The organism is Pedobacter sp. B4-66 (assembly GCF_018492665.1).
Classification (GTDB): domain Bacteria; phylum Bacteroidota; class Bacteroidia; order Sphingobacteriales; family Sphingobacteriaceae; genus Pedobacter.
In genome coordinates, this window is sequence record NZ_JAFVME010000003.1 from 705,370 (window position 1) to 725,077 (window position 19,708).

Genomic DNA, 19,708 nt, shown 5'->3' on the forward strand with positions numbered 1-19,708 from the left:
AAAGTTTTCAATGCCATTAGAAAAATCGACCAGTTTTTAATTTCTGATTCGTCTAATTTCCAAGGTGATTGATTGTATTGAAGTTTCTTTTAAGCATTCTTAAGATATTGTATTTCGGCCGAATACAACTTGCAGGAGGATACATCTACAACCTGAATAAAACGATGTACGCTGAATATATTTACTCCATGGCGATAAGACAGGAGAAATCTAAATTTTGTAATATGAACAATAAACAATTGCCATCATTGGCATCGTTTGAAGACAAAAGAGTAACACAAGGTTTAAAATTCATTTTAGGCGGAGCAGTAGAACAAACCGCTGGTGGGACGAATGCTCCCGGAGGCGGTGATTATGTAGCTGATGCAGTTTCCGGAAATAGAAAGATCTACGGATTATGTAAAAATCACGTAGATGGCGAAGCATTCTTTGTATCAAAAGAATACAAAGATTGGTTGGCAGGATATTAATTTAATCAATGCGGTTTGTGTTGGGAGTCTCCCAACACAAACTGTTTAAATACATAAAATGAAAATAGCTTCAGCTCTAATTTATATTTCAATTTTGACTAGTTGTACACAAGCATCTGCGAAGAATTCACTCCAACAATATTATGATGCAGTACATCATGCAAATGTATTGATATGTAAAGGTGATTTTGAAGGTGCTAATAAGGTATTTAACGCTGGTTTAAAATTAACCAAATATCCCTTCTATACTGACATCAATAATGCAATTTTTGCGCAGGTAAACTCTAAATCCCCTGATACCTCTAAAATTGTATCTTATTTGAAAATGTTGCAACATAAAGGAATTTGTGTTCATGAGGAGTATGAAAAAAGAGATAAGTTCCGCCCCTTCCTGGGTTTGGTTAAAGAAGCTGAATGCCATAAAGTTGTCAATACTGCTGCAAGAAAGTCGGTACAAGATGCAATTGAACTTGATCAAAAACCCAGAAAAGACACCAGAGGTACAGAGCATCCAGCAGTGCAAAGTGAAATGCGTCATGTCGACTCCTTCAATTATGGGTTAGTTCGAAAAATATTAATCGAAGCTGAAAACAAAAATATTCCAATCGAGAACTTAATCGGAAACGATGCAAGTACATCGCTATTTACTTTAATTCAACATAACGCATCTTGGGGACGATTAGACCGCTTTCAAATCGAGCGCCTAATTATTAAAGGGGTTTTAGAAGCAAGCAGCACAGCATCTAACCTTGATTATTTCTACAAGATAGGGTACATAAAGAAAGATAAAGATGTTTGTGACCAATACGGGCTATATGGGAATTCAATTTTATTGCTCGTATATATTTCAGGTCCTTATAAACCTGCTTTCATTTCAAAACTTTCTAAGGAATGTTACGCCTCAATTTCAAAAAATAGAAAAAAAATGTATCTGCCAGATGTGTTGGAAGAAGCGAAAGTTCGAGCATTCGCATTCTACAACTTTAGGTTTGGATTTCTCTACGACACAAATATGATTGCAATGTCTAGAGAAGATGCAGACGCAATGGAAAAAGAATTGAGTTCGAAAACCAAAATAATCAAATATGCGGGAAAAGAAGATTTTGATTTTAACAGAGAGTATTGACATCACCGCTGACAAAGTATGTGGTTGGTTGGTTCACTTAGATCAGGATTTCGTTCGATTCAATACAGATAAAGAGGCAGTTTGGATAGATGAAATAACCATGAAGGGAACTCAAGTCGATATAAGTATTGGTCATGTATCCGGGAAATATAAGCTACATGACTTCAAAAATATTTGGTTCCGCAGAGGTCAATTCATTAATACCATTAGAGGTGCTTCCAACAATATTTATCCTAATGACGAAATCATTAATGATCAAATTAACGACCATCTTCATAGAGAAATTAAAACCCTAAATGAATTTGTTTATTCTCAGATTCCACACCTTGTCCCTCAAATTAATAACCCTGTAAAATACAATATCAATAAACTTGAGTGTCTTTATCGAGCATCAAAGTTAGGGATGCTTACTCCAGATACATATATAACAAGTAAAAAAGATCGGATAAACGAGCTTAGAAAACACGAGGCGTTGATTACAAAAAATATTGGTGACGTCTTAACATGCCATACAGACAATTTCTTTATGATGCAATCAACCACATTAGTGGTAGATAAGTATGTTTCAAGGGTAAAAAATTCTTTTTTCCCATCATTGTTTCAATCTGCAATAAAAAAGAAGGCGGATGTCAGGGTATTTTTTATCCTTAACCGCATTTTTACTACGATAGTTTTTGACTTTGCTGAAACTAATCTAATCGATTTTAGAGAATCCAAAAATATGGCAATATTACCTTTCCAATTGCCTCAAATTGAAGAAACAAAATTGCTAGAGTTGGCAAGAGAAATGGGACTTGAAAGCGGGTCTGCTGATTATGTACTATCAGAAAATGATGAGTTATATTTTCTAGAAATAAATCCAGTGGGTCAAATTGATTTTATTAGTCAACTAGCAAATTTATATATCGAAAAGGAAATAGCGAAAACTCTAATTGAATATGGAACCTCCAACAGTTAAGCCGTTTATTGTATTTCAAGATGTAGAACATGTTCCTTTTAACTACATGTGCGTTAAATATCTTATTAAGAATATTGGTGACCTTAAGCTAGATATTGTTAATGGTAGACACAAAGAGCGGACTTACATAAATTTAAGAATTCAAAACCCTACAGCAAAGAAAGCTTATTTCTACAAATCTATTAGCAGATATGAAGTCGAATTATAGGTCAAATGGTTTTTTAGCTTTATTGCCTGGATGTTTTATTGTAAAGGGTGCCGGCAGAGCATTAATCCAAGATACAACTACAAATACATTTGATGTTATCCCAAATGAATTTGCCGATATTATCAATCAAGCAAATCACCAAAACCTGGATAAGATCTATGCTAATTACGGCGAGGTGAACTTTGGCATTCTCGATTCTTATTTTGATTTTATCATTAAGAAAGGATACGCTTACTTTTCAAAAGAAATGATAAAACATCCTAGTGTTTTAAACGTAGATTACAGCCAATGGGATACTCCCTATCAAATTTCAAATGCTATAATTGATTATAATGAAAAATTCTCAGAAGCTTACATCCAAAAGATAAATGAGTTAGCCAAATGTGGTTGTAATATTCTTCAGCTACGCTTCTTTGGCAAAGAAACATACAAGGAAATATGCAATATTGTTTCATTTGCTTATAATACCGGAAGGCTAGATTCAATATCTCTTGTTGTTGATGCAGAATCCCTGAATTTAAATTCCGAGGATGAATTTGAAATTTTCATGTCTCAATTTCCAATAATTACAGAACTTATTTTGTTCAATTCAATAGAAGATAATTTTTACGAAAACAAGAAATTTAGGTGTAAAATTTTAAAAATTAAACAGACCATTTCTAGTAAATCATGTGGTGCAATACAATCGCTTTATTTTTCGACAACCATACAAGCATATACTGAATCATTACAACACAATACATGCCTTAATCGAAAAATCGGTATTGACACGGACGGATTTATAAAAAACTGCCCCTCAATGAACAATAACTTTGGTCATATTAATGATACAACAATTGAAATGGTTATTAATTGTCAAAGTTTCAAAGATTATTGGTTCATAACGAAAAATGAAATACAGAAGTGTAAGGATTGTGAATTCAGGCACGTGTGTACAGACTGTCGAGCATATATTGAAAGTCCGGAAGATCTTTACTCGGCTCCTTTAAAGTGTGGTTACAATCCCTACACGAATGATTGGGACCTATGGAGTAAAAATCCTTTAAAGCAAAAAGCAATTGACCATTACCAGTTGCGATAAATCTATTGAAATTCGATTGTAGTATTCAAATAAATTACTGTGCCATTCCTTTACTAATATCCTAAAGCTTAAACATAGTTTGAGAAAATTTCCGTTCTACCACCAGCTTGATGCTATGGACTGTGGGCCTACTTGCCTTCAGATGGTTGCCAAATATTATGGCAAAGATGTCAGTATTAATAAGCTGAGGCAATATTGTGATATCCAAAAGCAAGGCGTAAGCATGCTTGGTATTATTAATGCTGCCGAGCAAATTGGATTTAATGCGTTACCGGTAAAATTTACTTTTAGTGATTTAATAGACAGGCAAGCTCCACTACCTTGTATTTTACATTGGAATCAAAAACATTTTGTCGTTCTCTATAAAATTAAGAAGAACAAATTTTACATCGCTGATCCAGGCATAGATTCAAAACTAATAATTGACAAAGCTACCTTCATTAAGTGTTGGCTAGGTAATGAATTCTCGGAAAGTACTGCCGTTCTTTTAGAAACCACTGCTGAGTTTTATAGCACTGATGAAGATAATCATGAAGACAAGCAAAAAAATATAGTTTCTTGGGGAATGCTTTGGCAATATCTGAAATACCATAAACGGTACTTTTTTCAGATTTTTTTAGGACTAATTGCCGCAAGTGTTTTTCAATTGGTGTTACCATTCCTTACACAGGGAATAGTTGATAGAGGAATCAATCAGCATGATATGAACTTTGTTTATATCATGCTGATTGCTCAGTTGGTACTTCTTGTTGCCCGATCAATTGTTGAATTTTCCAGGCAGAGTCTATTGCTTTATATTAGTACGCACATAAACCTGGCTTTGTTAACAGATTTCTGGAAAAAACTGATGCGTTTGTCGGTTTCATACTTTGACACCAAACATACAGGAGACATTATGCAGAGATTAGGGGATCAAAGTCAAATAGAACGATTTCTCACAGGTAACAGTATAAGCATCGCATTTTCATTCATTAATCTGTTAATTTATTCAGTTGTGATGCTTCTTTACAGCATCCCTATATTTTTTATATTCATTATCGGCAGCGGGCTGTATTTGTTGTGGGTAGGCATCTTTTTAAAACAAAGAAGAAAGCTCAATTATAAACAATTTGCTCTTGCATCCCGAGAAAACAGCGCTACGCTGCAATTAATTTATGGGATGCAAGAAATTAAGATGCATAATGCAGAAAATCATTATCGTTGGATATGGGAACGATTGCAACGTGGCCTATTCAAAATAAATTTTAAAAACCTTTCATTAAATCAAATACAAACTGCAGGTGCATTACTTATCAATGAAGGTAAGAATCTGCTTATCACGGGAATTGTTGCCACAGCAGTTATAAAAGGGGATCTAACATTAGGTGCGATGCTTGCAATTCAATATATTTTGGGAGCATTAAATAATCCAATTCAACAGCTTACTGGTTTTATCCAGGAATTCCAAGATGCAAAAATATCTTTGGAGCGCCTCAATGAAATACATAGAGAAGAAGACGAGTTGCAACCGATCGGCTTGCCAACAAGGTTGGACAAATTAAATTCCAGCATTAACATTGAAAACTTATCATTTTCCTATTCTCAATTAGAGGATGATAAAGTATTGAAGAATATTAAACTTGAAATAGAGGCAGGAAAAGTTACGGCTATTGTTGGCATGAGCGGAAGCGGAAAGACTACGTTGTTGAAAGTTTTACAGAAATTTTATGACAATAAATACAAGGGTGAAATTCGAATAGGTAAGAATTTTGAACATCATGGGACTGAGTTAAAGTATATAATTCCTGCTAATTGGCGCAACATGGTAGGGTGCGTAATGCAAGATGGGTATATTTTTAGCCAAACCATTGCCGAAAATATCGCAGTGGGTGATGAATCTCCTAACATGGAAAAGCTCGAATACGCCGCAAGGATGGCTAACATACATACTTTCATAGAGACTTTACCATTGGGATATAACACCAGAATTGGAAACGAAGGGATCGGTGTCAGCATGGGGCAGAAACAACGTCTTTTGATCGCCCGGGTAATATATAAAGATCCTCAAATCATCTTTTTTGATGAAGCAACCAACTCGTTAGACGCCAACAATGAGAAAATAATACTTGAAAATTTAGCAGAATTTTTCAAAGGCAGAACAGTGGTGGTAGTTGCTCACAGATTAAGTACTGTAAAGAACGCAGACAAGATTGTAGTATTACACCAGGGAGAAATTGTAGAAGAAGGTAAACATGAAGATTTGGTTTATGCTAAGGATCACTACTATGAGTTAGTTAAAAATCAATTAGAATTAGGAAATTAATATTTGAATTATGGTCATTAAACCGAGTCTACTAGCACGATACGGCACTTTCTTGATTTGCGTAATACTCCTTGTCGTGTTACTTTTTTCATGGTTTGTAAAATACCCTGAAACCATTATTACTAGTGCAAAGTTATCAGGAGAGAATGCCCCCAAGCCACTTGTGGTGTATCAATCAGGCAAACTTTTGCATCTATTGAAAAATAATGGTGACAAAGTTCAGCAAGGTGAAATAATCGGCTGTCTTGAGACGACTTCCGATTGGCAGGAAGTTCTTAAATTATCGTCAGCAATTGACACATTGTATGCTGCCATCAAAGACAATGATAAAAGCACAATTCAGCGAATTATGTCCTCTTCTTTCAGTCATTTGGGTGAGTTACAATCCGACTATCAATCTTTTACTCAGGCATACATCCCATATAGGGACTTTGTTTTAGGGAGTTATGCGGATCGTAAACGGGCGTTAGTACAAAAAGACATAAGTTATATTAAAGAATCGAATTCTGTCCTCGCACAACAGGCAAAACTGTATTCTGAAGACATAGCATTAAGTCAAACTAACTTGGAAAATAATAAGGAACTTTTAAAAGACAATGTTATTTCAGAGCAAGAGTACAGAGAATTAACAAGCCAGAATATCAATAAAAAAATGGCGGTTCCTCAAATGCAATCGAATTATATCAACTCCGCTTCTCAAAGTAATGCCAAGCAGAAAGAATTGTTGGAGCTAGATAATCAAATCAGGACAAATGAAGCAACATTTAATGAAGCTGTTTATAGCTTTAAAAGTAGAATTGAAACATGGAAAAGGGATTATTTGCTCATAGCCTCGATTTCGGGTTTGTTGTCATTTACGAGGTTCGTACAAGAAAACCAAGTTGTCGAAGCTGGTAGTCAGATAGCCTATATAAATCCGCCCAACAATGAATACTATCTGCAAATGCTTATACCACAAAATAATTTAGGGAAAGTTGACATAGGCCAAAAAGTTTTTCTAAAGTTCGACGCATGGCAATGGCAGGAATATGGTACAGTAATTGGCATTGTTGATTATATGTCAAACGTTGCAACTGATAGTGGCTATATGGCCAAAATAACATTGCCGAATGGCCTTACTACAAACCGTGGCAAAGTGTTGGGATATAAAGAGGGCCTTATAGCTGAAGCAGAAATCATCACTAAGGACATGCGCCTTTCCGAACGATTCTATTATGATCTAGTAAAGCTTTTGAGAAGAGATTAATAGTGAATAAATAACATAATGTCATTAGTCCTCGAAAATGAAATATACACTTACTTACCTATTACTTTTTATGCTAGTAACCTTAAATAGCGAAGGTCAAGGGGCCTCATGGACACTAGAAAGTGTAATTGATTATGCAAAAACCAATAACTTACAGGTAAAGCAAAGTGTCCTTAATGAGCGTGTTTCAAAAATGCGTTGGGAGCAAAGCAAGCTTGCTCTCCTTCCCAACGTTTCATTATCTACAAGCTATGGTCGTAGTTATGGTCGCTCCATAGATCCGACTACCAACACCTTTGTTAGTACTACGTATGACTTTACTGGCCTCAGTGGAAGTGCTGGCGTTTTACTTTTTGGATGGTTTCGATTAAGGAAAACCGTTTCAAATCAGGATATCTTACACCGTATCTCGGAAGCTGAAATGACCCAATTACAAAATGATATTTCTCTAAATGTTGCAACAGGTTTTCTACGAATATTATTAGCACAAGAGCAGATAAATATCTGCTTAAATCAACTAATTTTAAGTGATAGTCAAGTAAAACAAACTGAAAGATTACTATTAGCCGGACGTAGTAACGGCCTTGATGTTGCTCAAGTAAAAACACAATTAATTTCCGACAGTTCAAATTACTTTAAGGCACAACTTCTTTTTCAACAAGCGACTATAGATATAAAAGCACTACTCAATTTAAGTTTAAGTGAAGCATTCGAAGCCCGTTCAATCAATGGCGAGAATATCGAGAATCTAGTTTTACTTTTGGAACCAGAAATCATCTATACCGAAGCTGAACAAAGGTTTGCAATTGTTAGAGCAAGCAAGCTTAAAATTGAAAGCGCAAAAAAAGTTCTCGAAATCGAGAAAAGCAACCTTTATCCTCAATTAAACTTCAGTGCCTCTTCTGGCACAAATTATTCATCAACCTATAGTGAGAATCTTCCTGACGGACAAATTCGTACCATGTCCTGGGGTAAACAACTTCAAAACAATTTCTCACAGTCTATCTATTTAGGTCTGAGCATACCAATTTTTAACGGTCTTTCAACCAGGTATTCAATAAAACAATCCAAAGCTAATTTGCAAATTACTTCTCTTCAAAATGATGAAATAAAACTTAAATTAAAGCAAGATATTTATAAGGCTTGTAACGAGGTATCAACTGCTTATCAAACTTACAGAGCTTCCAAGAGTGCTGCAGATATGGCTTTAACAGGACTGGATTTTGCACAGAAGCGCTATGAGAAAGGGTTAATCCCAGCCATTGATTTATTGCTTGCTCAGAATACTGCTTTCAAAGCTAACGCTGATGTTGCAGCAACTAAATATGATCTTATTTTCAAATTAATAGTAATCGACTATTATTTAGGAAAAAATTTATTTAATACGGATTAATTGATTTTGAAGATACGATAGAAGAAGACTCTTTACGAAAGATCTTAATGTATCCAATTGGATTTTAGGGATTTTAAGTTAAGTGTGTATATCCATTTTATCGAAGTTTCTTCTATATTTACAGATACCTTATACTCTAAACCTTATGACTGCCATTGTTGGTGTATTAAATTCTCAAGGCATCGCTATTGCAGCTGATAGCGCCGTTACAGTTACCGGAAATAACGGAAAGAAAGTCTATAATCGTAGCAATAAGATTTTCACTTTATCTAAGTTCCATCCTGTTGGTATAGCGATATATAACAGTGCTGATTTTATGGGAATGCCGTTAGAAACCATAATTAAAATGTATCGTAAAAGCCTCGGGGAAAGCTCTTTTAATACTATTCAGGAATATAAAGATAATTTCATAACGTTTTTGAGGACACAACTAGTTAACGTTAGTCCTGAGTTAAGAAAAAGTGCTTTTTTTGGATTTTGTTCTGAAGCTCATTTAACACTTATAAACAATACAATAGATAGTCTTAGCCAACGCAATACTGAACTCATTGGAATTGAACAACCTGACAAGTTGGTTATTTATCATGAAGTTGTTAGTGAAGAATTGGAAAAGTATACAGCCAAATTGGGGACATATCATCAGGCAAATTATACTAATTTGTCGTTTGAACAATACTGTATACACTACGTTGATGAACTGGTCGCTATAGAAGATTTTATTCAGGCGGAAATCAATAAAGAGTTTGAAGGTTTTATTCTAAACGAAGCTCATAGGGCAAGCATAAAAACTATGTTATATGCATTAGTGAATATTCAGTTTATTTTTGAAAAACATTGTGGTTTGATTTTCTTCGGGTTTGGTGAAACAGAAATATATCCCTCAAGTCATCTGGTTTTGGTAGGGAGCCTTATCGCTGATGACCTTCGATTCATTATTGGAGATCCTGTTAAGATTAGCCCAGGAGTGCTTAACTCAAATATTTTACCCTATGCACAAGGGGATGTTACCACAACTGTTTTGACAGGTGTCGACCCCAACTATAAAAACGAAGTAAAACAATCAGTTAAAAGCACTTTCAATGATGTTTCTGACCAAATTGCTGCAATCTTAAACAATGCTGAGCAATCTGCTGCAATTCGTCTAGCTTTGGGAACTATCTCAGATACTCTTATTCAAAAATTGGAGGAGTACCAATGGACAAAAATCACAGGTCCGCTTTTAGAAATTCTGGCTCATATGGGCAAGGAAGATATGTCTGAACTCGCAGAATCTCTAGTGAATATAACCTCATTAAAACGTAAATTTACTTCTTCTAATTCTGCTGATGAAAGTGTAGGTGGCCCTGTAGATGTAGCTATTATTACAAAGGGTGATGGATTTATCTGGATGAAACGTAAACATTACTTTGACATTAATAACAACCAATCATTTAAAGACAAATATTTTACAACATAAAGGATATGGATATTCTTAAAAAACAACAGTCTAGAACTTCATCTTTGGTAGATGGTGCTACGGTACAATACGATACCGTTCCACAAACAAATGTAAGCGTAGAAAATACTCTACGAAGTGAATCTCCTTTTATTTCCGTTTCAGATCAATTAAGGGAAGTTATTAGGCGTGAATTCGAAAAAATCAAAGCAAATCAAAGTACTTAAGAGTTCTTGTGAAGTTGGCTTTTTAAAATTTTAATCTTTAATAAATTTAAAAAATCGGACGATATTTTCAATATTAAAATAAGATTTAGTATTTTTGTATCACACAAAAAGTTCTTTAAATCAAATCAAAACAGGTCAAAAAAAAATGGTGACCCATTTGAGACCCCAATTTTGAAAACCTTCGAAATCACGCCATTTAAGCGGATTTTATCGATATAAAGTGATCCCAGCGGGATCACCAGATTAAACATCAAAACGTAAAAACCCCATCAATTGATCAATTGATGGGGTTTTTACGTTCTCATCGTAACTATTGGTGATTTTTTGTAAACTAACTCGGTCTCAACCGATTTATCAAGCCTTCTGAACGGCTAAACCGATGTGAAATCAAATGAATTTATGGCGATATACTTAAGATTATCAGGTATTTATGTTAAAAATAGTTAAAATCGATACGTCACGGCCCTTTTATTACTTCCGGATCAGGTTTTTCCGCTAACTTCTCAAGAAGTTTGCTTCAACAATATATTTCGAAATTTAATTATGGAATTTAATTAAGAAATGACTCTAAGTAATATGGAAACAACATTAAGTAAGAAATCGGCCTTTGCGCTCTCCGCGAAGAAAAAAGAACTCATTTTTGATGTGATCACTTTTGTTTTTATTATGCTCTTTGTGTATACAGCAGCAAGTAAATTCATGGCTTTTGATCGCTTCACTAAGGTGTTAGGGAAGTCTCCCCTGCTTGGTCATTTCAATATACTTCTAGCTTACTTAATTCCTATAACAGAACTCATTCTAAGTGGGTTACTGCTGATCAATAAAACCAAAAGAACAGGCCTTTTCTTCTCTCTCCTTTTAATGATTGTATTCACTGTATATCTGGTGTACATGGTGAATTCAGGATCTACGCTGCCTTGTCTCTGCGGGGGCGTAATCAGCTCTTTGAGTTGGACGCAGCACATTTTTTTCAATATGATATTTATAGCACTGGCCGTCTTCGGGCTTAGACTGTATAAGAAATAGAGAAATTAGAATGAAAATACAGGGAAATACTGTGGCCTGTTAAAAGAAATCCAGTAAAAATAAACCAACATTTTTTATTTAATTATTATGAAACGATTATTTATCGGGCTTTTTGCAACGGGAGTTGCATTGGGTGCAAGCACGTTTACAAGTTTGGCTTCAAAACGAATTTTTGCTACTTATTATTATGTACTAACTGAGGAAGGGACTTATACGAAAGTTGAAGTAGTTCCTGATCCAAGTAATTGCGAAGGTACAGCCTCCCATAAATGTTTTGTAGGCTATGCAACCTATAAGGGAGAGTCTTTCTTCTCAAATTCAATGCCTGCTGCACCTATTGTACAATCCGGCACTAATGGCCTATACACAAACTAAATTTATAACACATATAAGCCAGGGTGCAACTATGTTACTTTGGCTTATTTACATGTTTTTTACCTATCGTTTTGCTGGATCCCACTTAAGGCAATCTCATCGCTTGGAATTGGAAATACATATCTAGGATCATTAGATAGTAATGTATATTTTATCTTATTAATCACCCGGGTTATGATAATATTACCACCTTCTTTGTTAAGCCGTTTCAGATCATGCCACCTCAAGCCTCTCCAAACCAATTCTTTTCTTCTTTCCAATAATATTTGAGATAAAGCTTCTACAGAAGAATGGGCTGTTAAAGCATTGTAAGAAAATGTTTTGTCGAACCGATTGACCAGCAACTGGTTCAATTTATCCATGGCAAGTTTCGTCTCTCCCTTTCTGGCCAAACATTCAGCTTTAATTAAATATTGCTCGTCAGTCGCCAGTCCTGTAAATGGATAAAGACCCATTCCATTGTATCCCCGTTTTTTGTAATATCCCCCATCTGACGACTCACCATAATAAACTTTTAGCCGAAGATCTCTAGGTCCGTACAGACCTATTAGTATTGACGAGACTCGAGCAGCTGATCCTGAATAGTTTGAAGTGAGACGTCCATAACGAGGTTGTTGTCCGTAATTACAGATCAATTCATTGTTTGTTTTCGAAAAAGGTGTCGCAGAAGTTTGACTTATAGTATTATAGTCTATTAAGGTGCTGTAAAGAGCTAAACTCTGGTCCGCATAATTTTCAGCGGCTGCGTAATTACGCATATCCAGAGCTATTCTTGCCAACAAGGCATAGGCGGCAACTTTCGATGGACGGTTTAAATCTGCCGATGGTCTTTCCGTCGGCAACAAAGTGATGCTCTCATTTAAGTCGGAAAAAATCTGATCAAAGCTTTGTTGCAGTGTACTCCTTTGTTTGATATAATCAATGCCCGATGATAGTCTTAAAGGGATGCCAAGATCTTGATTAGCCGAAGATGCATCATAGGCTTTACAGAAATTACGGGTTAAATCGTAAAAGGCAAACGCACGCGCAAATAATGCCCAACCCTTAAGGTTTTGTGCTCTTATCGAAGAAGCACTATCAGACTTTGTTAATCCTTCCAATACCACATTGGCATAAAAAACCTGCTGATAACAAGCATTCCAATCCTGGATATCAATCTCATCACCATAAAGGTCCTTATTCCACACATAAGCGTTTCTTTCTACAATATTTGCGGATTGATAATTCGGATATGATATTTCAACATCATCTGCAGAAGCCTGAGCTAAACCTCCGGTAGTGTTCATTACTATAGTATTATTTAATAATAGCTCAAAATCTGATAAAGACGATGGATCGGTAATTGCAGTGCTGGGTTTTTTATTTAAAAAATCAGATTTCCTACACGCAAGGCAACCTAGTATTAGAATTGAGATACAAACCAGATTTTTAATATTTTTCATCAGTATATAGTTTGTTTTCAATGGTTATAAATCTGACTTAAGCCCAAATGCAATTGTCCTGACCAAAGGAATTCCTGTGGGATAATCAGGATCAAGACCATAAGAGTTTGCACGCCAAAGAATACCCACATTGCTAACATAAGTAAATAGATTTAAATTCTTGAGTGGGCTTCGGAATCCCTTTGGGAAAGTGTATGAAAGGCGAATATCCTTTAGCCGGATGTTATCCGCTTTTTCAACAAGAACATCTGAGTAAAGATATAAATTCGTTCGATCACCGTTGGCGGGATAATTCAATGCCGGAACATTAGTATGAACTTCATCTCCCGGATTCTGCCATCGGTTTTCATAATCTGCAGAGAAGTAAGATCCACTGTAAAGCGCAGTATTATCTAATGAATTTCTCCTAAAATAGTAACCTAATCGATAAGAGATATTAAAAGACAGACTAAAATTCTTATAGTCTAATGTATTTATCAAAGTTCCAAAACTGGTTGGGGTAGCCGAGCCATTATAAACAATTTCATCGCGGTTTGTAGAATTAGAGATGGCGGCATAATCTGTACTGATCAAACCATTTAAGTAACCCTGTGGGTCGCCTGTTTTACTTAATCCAGCATATTTAAAGCTAAAAACAGAATAATAAGGAAAGCCAGATAAAGGGTTATTATAATTGGCAGCTACTACATTGTAATTTTTGCCATTCGAAACTTTATATGCTGTCACTTTACTCGTAATAAAATTGTACAATAAGGTCGTAGACCACCTTACAGTACCTTGTAAATTAATACGGTTCAGTCGAATATCTACTCCTTTGGTTACAGTACTTGCCGAATTACCGGTAAAAATACTGACACCTGTTTGTGGTGCAATTGGACTATTTCCTATCAGATCGACTGCCTTTTTTTTCCATAACTCTATGCTCCCGCTAAGCCTATTATTTTTTGATGAAAAATCGATACCAAGATTGATGTTTTTAACTTTTTCCCATCTGAATGAAGGATTAGGAGGATTTATGATTGTTGAGTAGAATGTCCCATAAGGATTTAGAGCCTCCGGACTAATCAAGGTAGTTAAATATGCGGAAAGGCTATTATCTACATTTCCAGTATATCCATAAGTTGCCCTCAGTTTTAGTTCAGGTAACCATGTGGAATGATAAAATTTCTCCTTATTGATCATCCAAGCTACTCCGGTACTCCACAACGGTATACCTTTCTGGTTGGTTGCTACCCCAAATAAATTAGATTCATCTTCTCGCACACTAAAAGAAGCAATATACTTTTCCGAATATGAATAGGCACCATTAAAATAATAGGAAAAGAAACGATCAACAGTACCAATTGGCCCACGGTTTTGATCTATAATACTGGAACCTGCTCCATAAAAATATGGATACTCCTCTTTAAAGTTAACTGCTGCATTTTGATCGTTTCCGGTTATTCTGTTATAGCCATAAAGTTTGCTGTGGGCTTCATCCACCCTAAATTCCCTAATTTCAGATCCTGCAAGCAAATTAAGGGCATGTTTTCCCCAAGCCCTATCGTAGTTAAGCTGAAACCTTCCATTCTGAGATTGTATATTGGACTCTTGACGGGCATAAATGTCCCCAATAGGTAATGGATACATAACAGTACCAGTTGCAGGATCAATCTGAGTGTAGGTATTGATTAGGTTACGAGTATAGAAAGATTCTAATTCATGAAGCACGTCCAAATTGGATTTACCTTTCCCATAATTATATAATACCGAAGCCCTCAAACCTTTTACAATTTTATAATTCAAAGAGAGATTGATTCGGTAATCGGCTAAACTTTCATCTGCTGTGCTGTATCTGTTGCGTAGCTCTTCTAAGGGCCTATAAAACCAGTCGAGTAGTTTTCCATTTCCGGCTGTTTGAGCGTAAGATAGACGAAGTACCTTGGCAACAGGTAAGGTATTGCCATTTAGATCAGCAAATTGGTCGTAAGGATTGTTATAATAATAACCTGTCCCATTCTTAGCTCTGCTCCCTGAATACATTAGACCAGAAGTTAACTCCAATTTATTTTTCAAAAAGTAATAGGTGTTACTGACACCTAGATTGATCCGGTTATAACTATTTCCCACTTCACTTGCCAGATTACGATCATAGCCGGCAGATACATAATATTTCTGATGGTGGCCTCCTCCACTAACATTTGCCTGGTATTGTTGATTAATGCTAGGCCGATAAAAATATTTAGATAATTGGTCCCGGACATCATAATTTCTTAGTGCATTTAATTTAGACTGATAATTTGGATCGGAAGGATTCCTAAAAATCTCTACTGCCGGAGAAAGCGCTGAATAACCATCATTAATCGCGGTGGTATAAGCACCTTTGTTGTATAAGAATTGTTGAACGTCAATATACTCAGATGAACTAAGTTGGGGTGAATAATAAAGATCAGGTTTATTCCCAATGGATACATTGGCATTAAATCCAATTCTTGGGGCAGTATTCAAAGCCCCTTTTTTGGTAGTAATTACAATTACTCCATTTCCTGAACGGACACCCCAGGCAGAAGCAGCAGCAGCATCTTTAAGTATAGTTATGCTCTCCACATCGTTGGGGTTGATATTGTTCAAATTGCCGTCATATGGAAAATTGTCAAGTACAATTAATGGGTTGGCATTTCCAAATAAAGTGGAACGGCCATGTATTTCAATAGCTCCTTGTCCGATCTGTTGGGTTACCGGAGAAGTAAAGATCAATCCACTGCTTATACCATCTAACCTATTCAATATCGTTGTTGTAACAGACCGGTCTACTAAAGCTTTATCTATTTGAACAAAAGATCCGGTTGCTCTTTCTTTTGGTAAACTTTGATAACCATTAGATACGATCTCCACTTCTTTCAGCTCTCCGCTGATCATTGTTAGTTTGAGGCCCTTCAGGTCTTCATTTGCTTTGATTACTTTTGGTTGATGACCAAGACATGAAATGATTAAAACGGCATCCGGGTGAATGCTTTCTAATTTAAATTCACCATTACTATCCGTATAAGTATATTTCTTACGATCTTTAACACTTACCATTGCTCCGCTAAGCGGGAGGTTATCTTCACCTTTAACGCTACCTTTTACTTCAATGGAGCTGAAAAGCTTTACCACCTTTTCAGCAAAAGACAGCTCCTTTACGGTCACGATGATTGTTTTATCGCTGATGGTATAGGTAAGTCCCTGTCCGTTTAGAGCTATTGTCATGACTTGCTCCAAAGAAGCATTTGTGAAATCGGCATTAATAGTAACTTCTGCATCAAGTTTACCCTCATTCCAGATCACGTTAAAGTTGGTTTGTTTCTTAATCTCCTTGAAGAGGCGGATGAGGCTTACCTCCTTCTTTACAAAGGTTAGATTTTGAGCAAAAATGGATGAACTGATCAATAACAGACCAGCAAATATGATAAAGGTAAGTAATCGCATTTATACTAATAGTCTCAATTAATACACCTTTTTCAGTGCATTAATTTTTTGATGCAAATTACAAAATTTTGATGAGTCTCTTGTCGGGAAACTAAATTTTCTATAACACAGTGATTGTTTTTCCTTCTACCTTGAATTTTACATCACCAGTTAACTCCAGCATATGAAGTATCTGTGAGATTTTTCCATATTTGGATATGGTACCGCCAAAAATCTGTTTGCCAGCTTCTTTATTTTGATAAACAACATCCACATTGTACCATCTTGATATTTTCTTCATGATATTTTGAAGAGGTTCATTTCTAAAAGAAAATTCTCCATCTTTCCAGGCAATAACATCATTGGGGTCCACAACATTCACTTTAATCGCCGTTCCTGAATTCACAGCCTGCTGTCCGGGTTTAAGGGTAACCTGGTTAACCAGAACACTACCTTCAAGCAACGTTGTATTTGTAAACTGGTCATCAGAATAGGTACTGATATTAAACCGTGTTCCAAATACTTCTACAGTTTGTGTTTTACTTTGTACTAAAAATGGACGTAATTTATCTTTAGCAACTTCAAAGTAGGCTTCGCCGCTCAGCTCTATTCTACGCTCTTTAAGCCAATCAAAAGAAATCGGATATGTTAGAGATGAAGCAGCGTTTAGCCATACTTTCGTGCCGTCCGGCAACGAGAGCTTATATTGTCCGCCACGTGGCGTTCGAATGGTATTTGAAATTCCAGAATATGAGCTTTTGCCCCCGTTCTGTAACGGGGGTAGCTCATTTCGAGAGGTATAAATAATTTCTCCTTCTTCGGTTTTTGTAATTTGAGTGGTAGATTGTAGGGCCAGCAAACCATTTTTAGCATTTAACAAATTGATCTTTTTGCCATCGCTCAAAATGAGTACGGCAGTATTCTTTCCCGGATCAACGTCATTTGCATATGTTTTATACGAAGAGTCTTTTGTGAAGAAATAAATAAAAACACCCAGGATGATAATGATCGATGCTGCTGAAACTGCAACCCGTAATGGCCAGCGTATCATTCTGACCGTTTTTGGCTGAGTAGCTTTAAGAATACGTTGCCACATCTGATCATCGATAGTTTCCAGATCAATCTGTGACAAACCGGACTGCTCATCCTCACGGAATTTGTGCAGCCAGTAACGCACTTTTTCAAGTTCCAGATCAGAGCATGCCCCGGCCTGAAATCTCTCCAATAAGTCCTTTACTTGTTCATCGTTCATAATCTACCCTATGCGTTTTTTAAGATAATCAAAACAAAGACACCTCAGAATTAGGAATCGGGTACACGGAGAGAAAAAAAATATTTATTTCAACATCCCTGTTAAAAAAGCATATATAAAAAGGAGCAGTCCAAGTTTTCCCCGAAGTGTTTTCAATGCTCTTTTGATTTGAGTAGCTACTGTATGTTCGGAGATATTTAAGCGATCTGCTATTTCTTTGTTACTTAAATATTCCTGGCGTCTCAATTGAAATATTTCGCGCATTTTTTCTGGCAGGTTGTTGATCTCTTTTTCAATTAATGATTTAAGATCTTTTTCCCTAATGCGATAGTCCGTTTGAGCAGGTGCATTGTCTATAACTTCTTTGAATGATGAGATGTATTCCTGTGTGATGGCCACATGCCGAAAAACATTCAGTACACGGTTTAAAACAGCCTTGTAAAGGTAGCCAGAAAGCGTAGTCTGAATATTTAAATTACTCCTGGAATTCCATAAATGAGTATATATCTCCTGGATAATATCTTTGGCACTTTCGTTGTCCTGAAGCTTTTTATAGGCATAGATGTAAAGCAAGCTATTGTACCGTTTATAAATCTCAGTAAATGAATGATGGTCCCCTGCCTTCAGGAGGTCTACAAGCTGAGCGTCTGAAAGTGTTCTACAATCAGTCATTTATAAGGTTTTCTTTCAACAATGATTTTTTAGAGCTCCTTTAATGAAAAAAGAAGGCGGCGCTGCCTAAATTAATGGACAGTCGCCGCCTCTTAAATTAACGCTCTCACCTCAAGTTTATAAAAAATATTCTAAACTATCAAGGGCAAAATCTTAATAACCTTAGGGTCAGTGTTTTTCAATATTACTTTTGGTTTATCCAAAACTGTAAAGTTATAGACGGATAAGACCGAATCAGGTGTATTTTAGTAATCACAAATGATTAGTATTTGAAAAGTAGTGATTATTTGTTTAATTTGATTTAGAATGAATGCTGAAATACAAACACTCCACAATGTCTGGTCTGCCAACAGATCGGCAAAGTTAATAGATAACCACCAAATCTCTTTTAATGAGCTTACTAATTCGGTTGTAAGCACCGGGCCATTTTCTTTTTTCATTATTGATTTTTATGATATGTCTATTTCCAATGTCAGCGACTCAGTTTATGAAATGCATGGTCTCAATCCTGATAACATTACAATTAATGACATATTAGGCACACTCCATCCAGACGATATTGGTTTTGTTATAAGGGCAGAAGATTTTTTAACAAAATTTTTCTTAGAGAAAGTTAGCAGAGAGAAGTTAATGCGTTATAAGATTAGCTACAATTATAGAGTCCGGTTAAAAAACGGAAGTTATGTTTTATTTAACCATCAGGCGCTGATGCTTACTTTAGATGAAATCGGAGGTTTTGGAAAGTCGCTAATTATTAACACCCGGATTGACCACCTTGGTAGCACACCTAACTATAAAGTTTCACTTATCGGTTTACAAGGTGAACCTTCATTCATGAATTTAAGTATTGACGAAAATGCTGAGGTGCTGATTTCATTCTCGAAAAGAGAAATCGAGATCATTAAAAGTATTGCCGCAGGTCTGAGCAGTGGCGAAATAGCTGATAAACTTTTTATTGCCGAATCAACCGTGAAGAAGCACCGAAAAAATATTTTGGCTAAGGCAGAATGCAAAAATACCGCACAACTAGTTAAAACCTGCATTCTGCAGGGCTTAATTTAGTTTGCTC

17 protein-coding genes are annotated in these 19,708 nt (G+C 35.9%); 13 read left to right on the top strand and 4 right to left on the bottom strand.

Going from position 1 to position 19,708, the window contains the following annotated elements; translation table 11 throughout:
* The first annotated feature begins 224 nt into the window (after positions 1–224).
* From J1905_RS07630 to J1905_RS07685, 12 genes are all read left to right on the top strand, one after another.
* Complete coding sequence (locus tag J1905_RS07630) at positions 225–470, top strand: hypothetical protein (protein ID WP_214226677.1); 246 nt, start codon at positions 225–227, stop codon at positions 468–470.
* A 58-nt stretch (positions 471–528) separates the two neighbouring features.
* On the top strand, positions 529–1,596 hold the full coding sequence (locus J1905_RS07635) for a hypothetical protein (RefSeq protein ID WP_214226678.1): 1,068 nt from the start codon (positions 529–531) through the stop codon (positions 1,594–1,596).
* Complete coding sequence (locus J1905_RS07640; protein ID WP_214226679.1) at positions 1,556–2,554, top strand: ATP-grasp domain-containing protein; 999 nt, start codon at positions 1,556–1,558, stop codon at positions 2,552–2,554. Before J1905_RS07635 ends, J1905_RS07640 begins: the two co-directional genes overlap by 41 nt.
* Positions 2,535–2,762, top strand: coding sequence for a hypothetical protein (locus tag J1905_RS07645; RefSeq protein WP_214226680.1), 228 nt, complete (start codon positions 2,535–2,537; stop codon positions 2,760–2,762). The genes J1905_RS07640 and J1905_RS07645 overlap by 20 nt, the downstream gene beginning before the upstream one ends.
* Positions 2,746–3,843, top strand: a complete 1,098-nt coding sequence (gene gwsS, locus J1905_RS07650; protein WP_214226681.1) for a grasp-with-spasm system SPASM domain peptide maturase — start codon at positions 2,746–2,748, stop codon at positions 3,841–3,843. Before J1905_RS07645 ends, gwsS begins: the two co-directional genes overlap by 17 nt.
* A 79-nt stretch (positions 3,844–3,922) precedes the next feature.
* Positions 3,923–6,145 (top strand): peptidase domain-containing ABC transporter, encoded by a 2,223-nt coding sequence (locus tag J1905_RS07655; protein ID WP_214226682.1) that lies wholly within the window; start codon positions 3,923–3,925, stop codon positions 6,143–6,145.
* A gap of 10 nt (positions 6,146–6,155) precedes the next feature.
* Complete coding sequence (locus J1905_RS07660) at positions 6,156–7,391, top strand: HlyD family secretion protein (RefSeq protein ID WP_214226683.1); 1,236 nt, start codon at positions 6,156–6,158, stop codon at positions 7,389–7,391.
* A 37-nt stretch (positions 7,392–7,428) separates the two neighbouring features.
* Positions 7,429–8,784: a TolC family protein gene (locus J1905_RS07665; protein ID WP_214226684.1), complete on the top strand. Its 1,356-nt coding sequence runs from the start codon at positions 7,429–7,431 to the stop codon at positions 8,782–8,784.
* Between the two features lie 145 nt (positions 8,785–8,929).
* Positions 8,930–10,240 (top strand): hypothetical protein, encoded by a 1,311-nt coding sequence (locus tag J1905_RS07670; protein ID WP_214226685.1) that lies wholly within the window; start codon positions 8,930–8,932, stop codon positions 10,238–10,240.
* A gap of 5 nt (positions 10,241–10,245) precedes the next feature.
* Positions 10,246–10,446, top strand: a complete 201-nt coding sequence (locus J1905_RS07675) for a hypothetical protein (RefSeq protein ID WP_214226686.1) — start codon at positions 10,246–10,248, stop codon at positions 10,444–10,446.
* Between the two features lie 561 nt (positions 10,447–11,007).
* The gene (locus J1905_RS07680) at positions 11,008–11,472 is read left to right on the top strand and encodes a MauE/DoxX family redox-associated membrane protein (RefSeq protein WP_214226687.1); all 465 of its coding nucleotides are present in this window, start codon (positions 11,008–11,010) and stop codon (positions 11,470–11,472) included.
* A gap of 87 nt (positions 11,473–11,559) precedes the next feature.
* Positions 11,560–11,847, top strand: a complete 288-nt coding sequence (locus J1905_RS07685) for a hypothetical protein (RefSeq protein WP_214226688.1) — start codon at positions 11,560–11,562, stop codon at positions 11,845–11,847.
* Positions 11,848–11,906: 59 nt separating this feature from the next.
* On the opposite strand, the gene J1905_RS07690 is transcribed toward J1905_RS07685, so the two are convergent.
* The 4 genes from J1905_RS07690 to J1905_RS07705 all read right to left on the bottom strand — a co-directional run bounded on the left by J1905_RS07690 (position 11,907) and on the right by J1905_RS07705 (position 18,639).
* Positions 11,907–13,289: a RagB/SusD family nutrient uptake outer membrane protein gene (locus J1905_RS07690; RefSeq protein ID WP_214226689.1), complete on the bottom strand. Its 1,383-nt coding sequence runs from the start codon at positions 13,287–13,289 to the stop codon at positions 11,907–11,909.
* Between the two features lie 24 nt (positions 13,290–13,313).
* The gene (locus J1905_RS07695; RefSeq protein ID WP_214226690.1) at positions 13,314–16,736 is read right to left on the bottom strand and encodes a SusC/RagA family TonB-linked outer membrane protein; all 3,423 of its coding nucleotides are present in this window, start codon (positions 16,734–16,736) and stop codon (positions 13,314–13,316) included.
* 100 nt (positions 16,737–16,836) lie between these two features.
* Positions 16,837–17,967 carry a FecR family protein gene (locus J1905_RS07700; RefSeq protein WP_214226691.1) on the bottom strand — a complete coding sequence of 377 codons (1,131 nt, stop codon included), beginning with the start codon at positions 17,965–17,967 and terminating at the stop codon, positions 16,837–16,839.
* Between the two features lie 84 nt (positions 17,968–18,051).
* Positions 18,052–18,639 (bottom strand): RNA polymerase sigma factor, encoded by a 588-nt coding sequence (locus tag J1905_RS07705; RefSeq protein ID WP_214226692.1) that lies wholly within the window; start codon positions 18,637–18,639, stop codon positions 18,052–18,054.
* 306 nt (positions 18,640–18,945) lie between these two features.
* On the opposite strand from J1905_RS07705, the gene J1905_RS07710 reads away from it, so the two are divergent.
* The gene (locus tag J1905_RS07710; RefSeq protein WP_214226693.1) at positions 18,946–19,701 is read left to right on the top strand and encodes a LuxR C-terminal-related transcriptional regulator; all 756 of its coding nucleotides are present in this window, start codon (positions 18,946–18,948) and stop codon (positions 19,699–19,701) included.
* Positions 19,702–19,708 lie beyond the last annotated feature (7 nt).

Excerpts from the sequence above, each read along its gene's own strand:
- J1905_RS07630 (WP_214226677.1), top strand. The coding sequence starts at position 225 with ATGAACAATAAACAATTGCCATCATTGGCATCGTTTGAAGACAAAAGA.
- J1905_RS07635 (WP_214226678.1), top strand. The coding sequence starts at position 529 with ATGAAAATAGCTTCAGCTCTAATTTATATTTCAATTTTGACTAGTTGT.
- J1905_RS07640 (WP_214226679.1), top strand. The coding sequence starts at position 1,556 with ATGCGGGAAAAGAAGATTTTGATTTTAACAGAGAGTATTGACATCACC.
- J1905_RS07645 (WP_214226680.1), top strand. The coding sequence starts at position 2,535 with ATGGAACCTCCAACAGTTAAGCCGTTTATTGTATTTCAAGATGTAGAA.
- gwsS (WP_214226681.1), top strand. The coding sequence starts at position 2,746 with ATGAAGTCGAATTATAGGTCAAATGGTTTTTTAGCTTTATTGCCTGGA.
- J1905_RS07660 (WP_214226683.1), top strand. The coding sequence starts at position 6,156 with ATGGTCATTAAACCGAGTCTACTAGCACGATACGGCACTTTCTTGATT.
- J1905_RS07665 (WP_214226684.1), top strand. The coding sequence starts at position 7,429 with ATGAAATATACACTTACTTACCTATTACTTTTTATGCTAGTAACCTTA.
- J1905_RS07670 (WP_214226685.1), top strand. The coding sequence starts at position 8,930 with ATGACTGCCATTGTTGGTGTATTAAATTCTCAAGGCATCGCTATTGCA.
- J1905_RS07675 (WP_214226686.1), top strand. The coding sequence starts at position 10,246 with ATGGATATTCTTAAAAAACAACAGTCTAGAACTTCATCTTTGGTAGAT.
- J1905_RS07680 (WP_214226687.1), top strand. The coding sequence starts at position 11,008 with ATGACTCTAAGTAATATGGAAACAACATTAAGTAAGAAATCGGCCTTT.
- J1905_RS07685 (WP_214226688.1), top strand. The coding sequence starts at position 11,560 with ATGAAACGATTATTTATCGGGCTTTTTGCAACGGGAGTTGCATTGGGT.
- J1905_RS07690 (WP_214226689.1), bottom strand. The coding sequence starts at position 13,289 with ATGAAAAATATTAAAAATCTGGTTTGTATCTCAATTCTAATACTAGGT.
- J1905_RS07695 (WP_214226690.1), bottom strand. The coding sequence starts at position 16,736 with ATGCGATTACTTACCTTTATCATATTTGCTGGTCTGTTATTGATCAGT.
- J1905_RS07700 (WP_214226691.1), bottom strand. The coding sequence starts at position 17,967 with ATGAACGATGAACAAGTAAAGGACTTATTGGAGAGATTTCAGGCCGGG.
- J1905_RS07705 (WP_214226692.1), bottom strand. The coding sequence starts at position 18,639 with ATGACTGATTGTAGAACACTTTCAGACGCTCAGCTTGTAGACCTCCTG.
- J1905_RS07710 (WP_214226693.1), top strand. The coding sequence starts at position 18,946 with ATGAATGCTGAAATACAAACACTCCACAATGTCTGGTCTGCCAACAGA.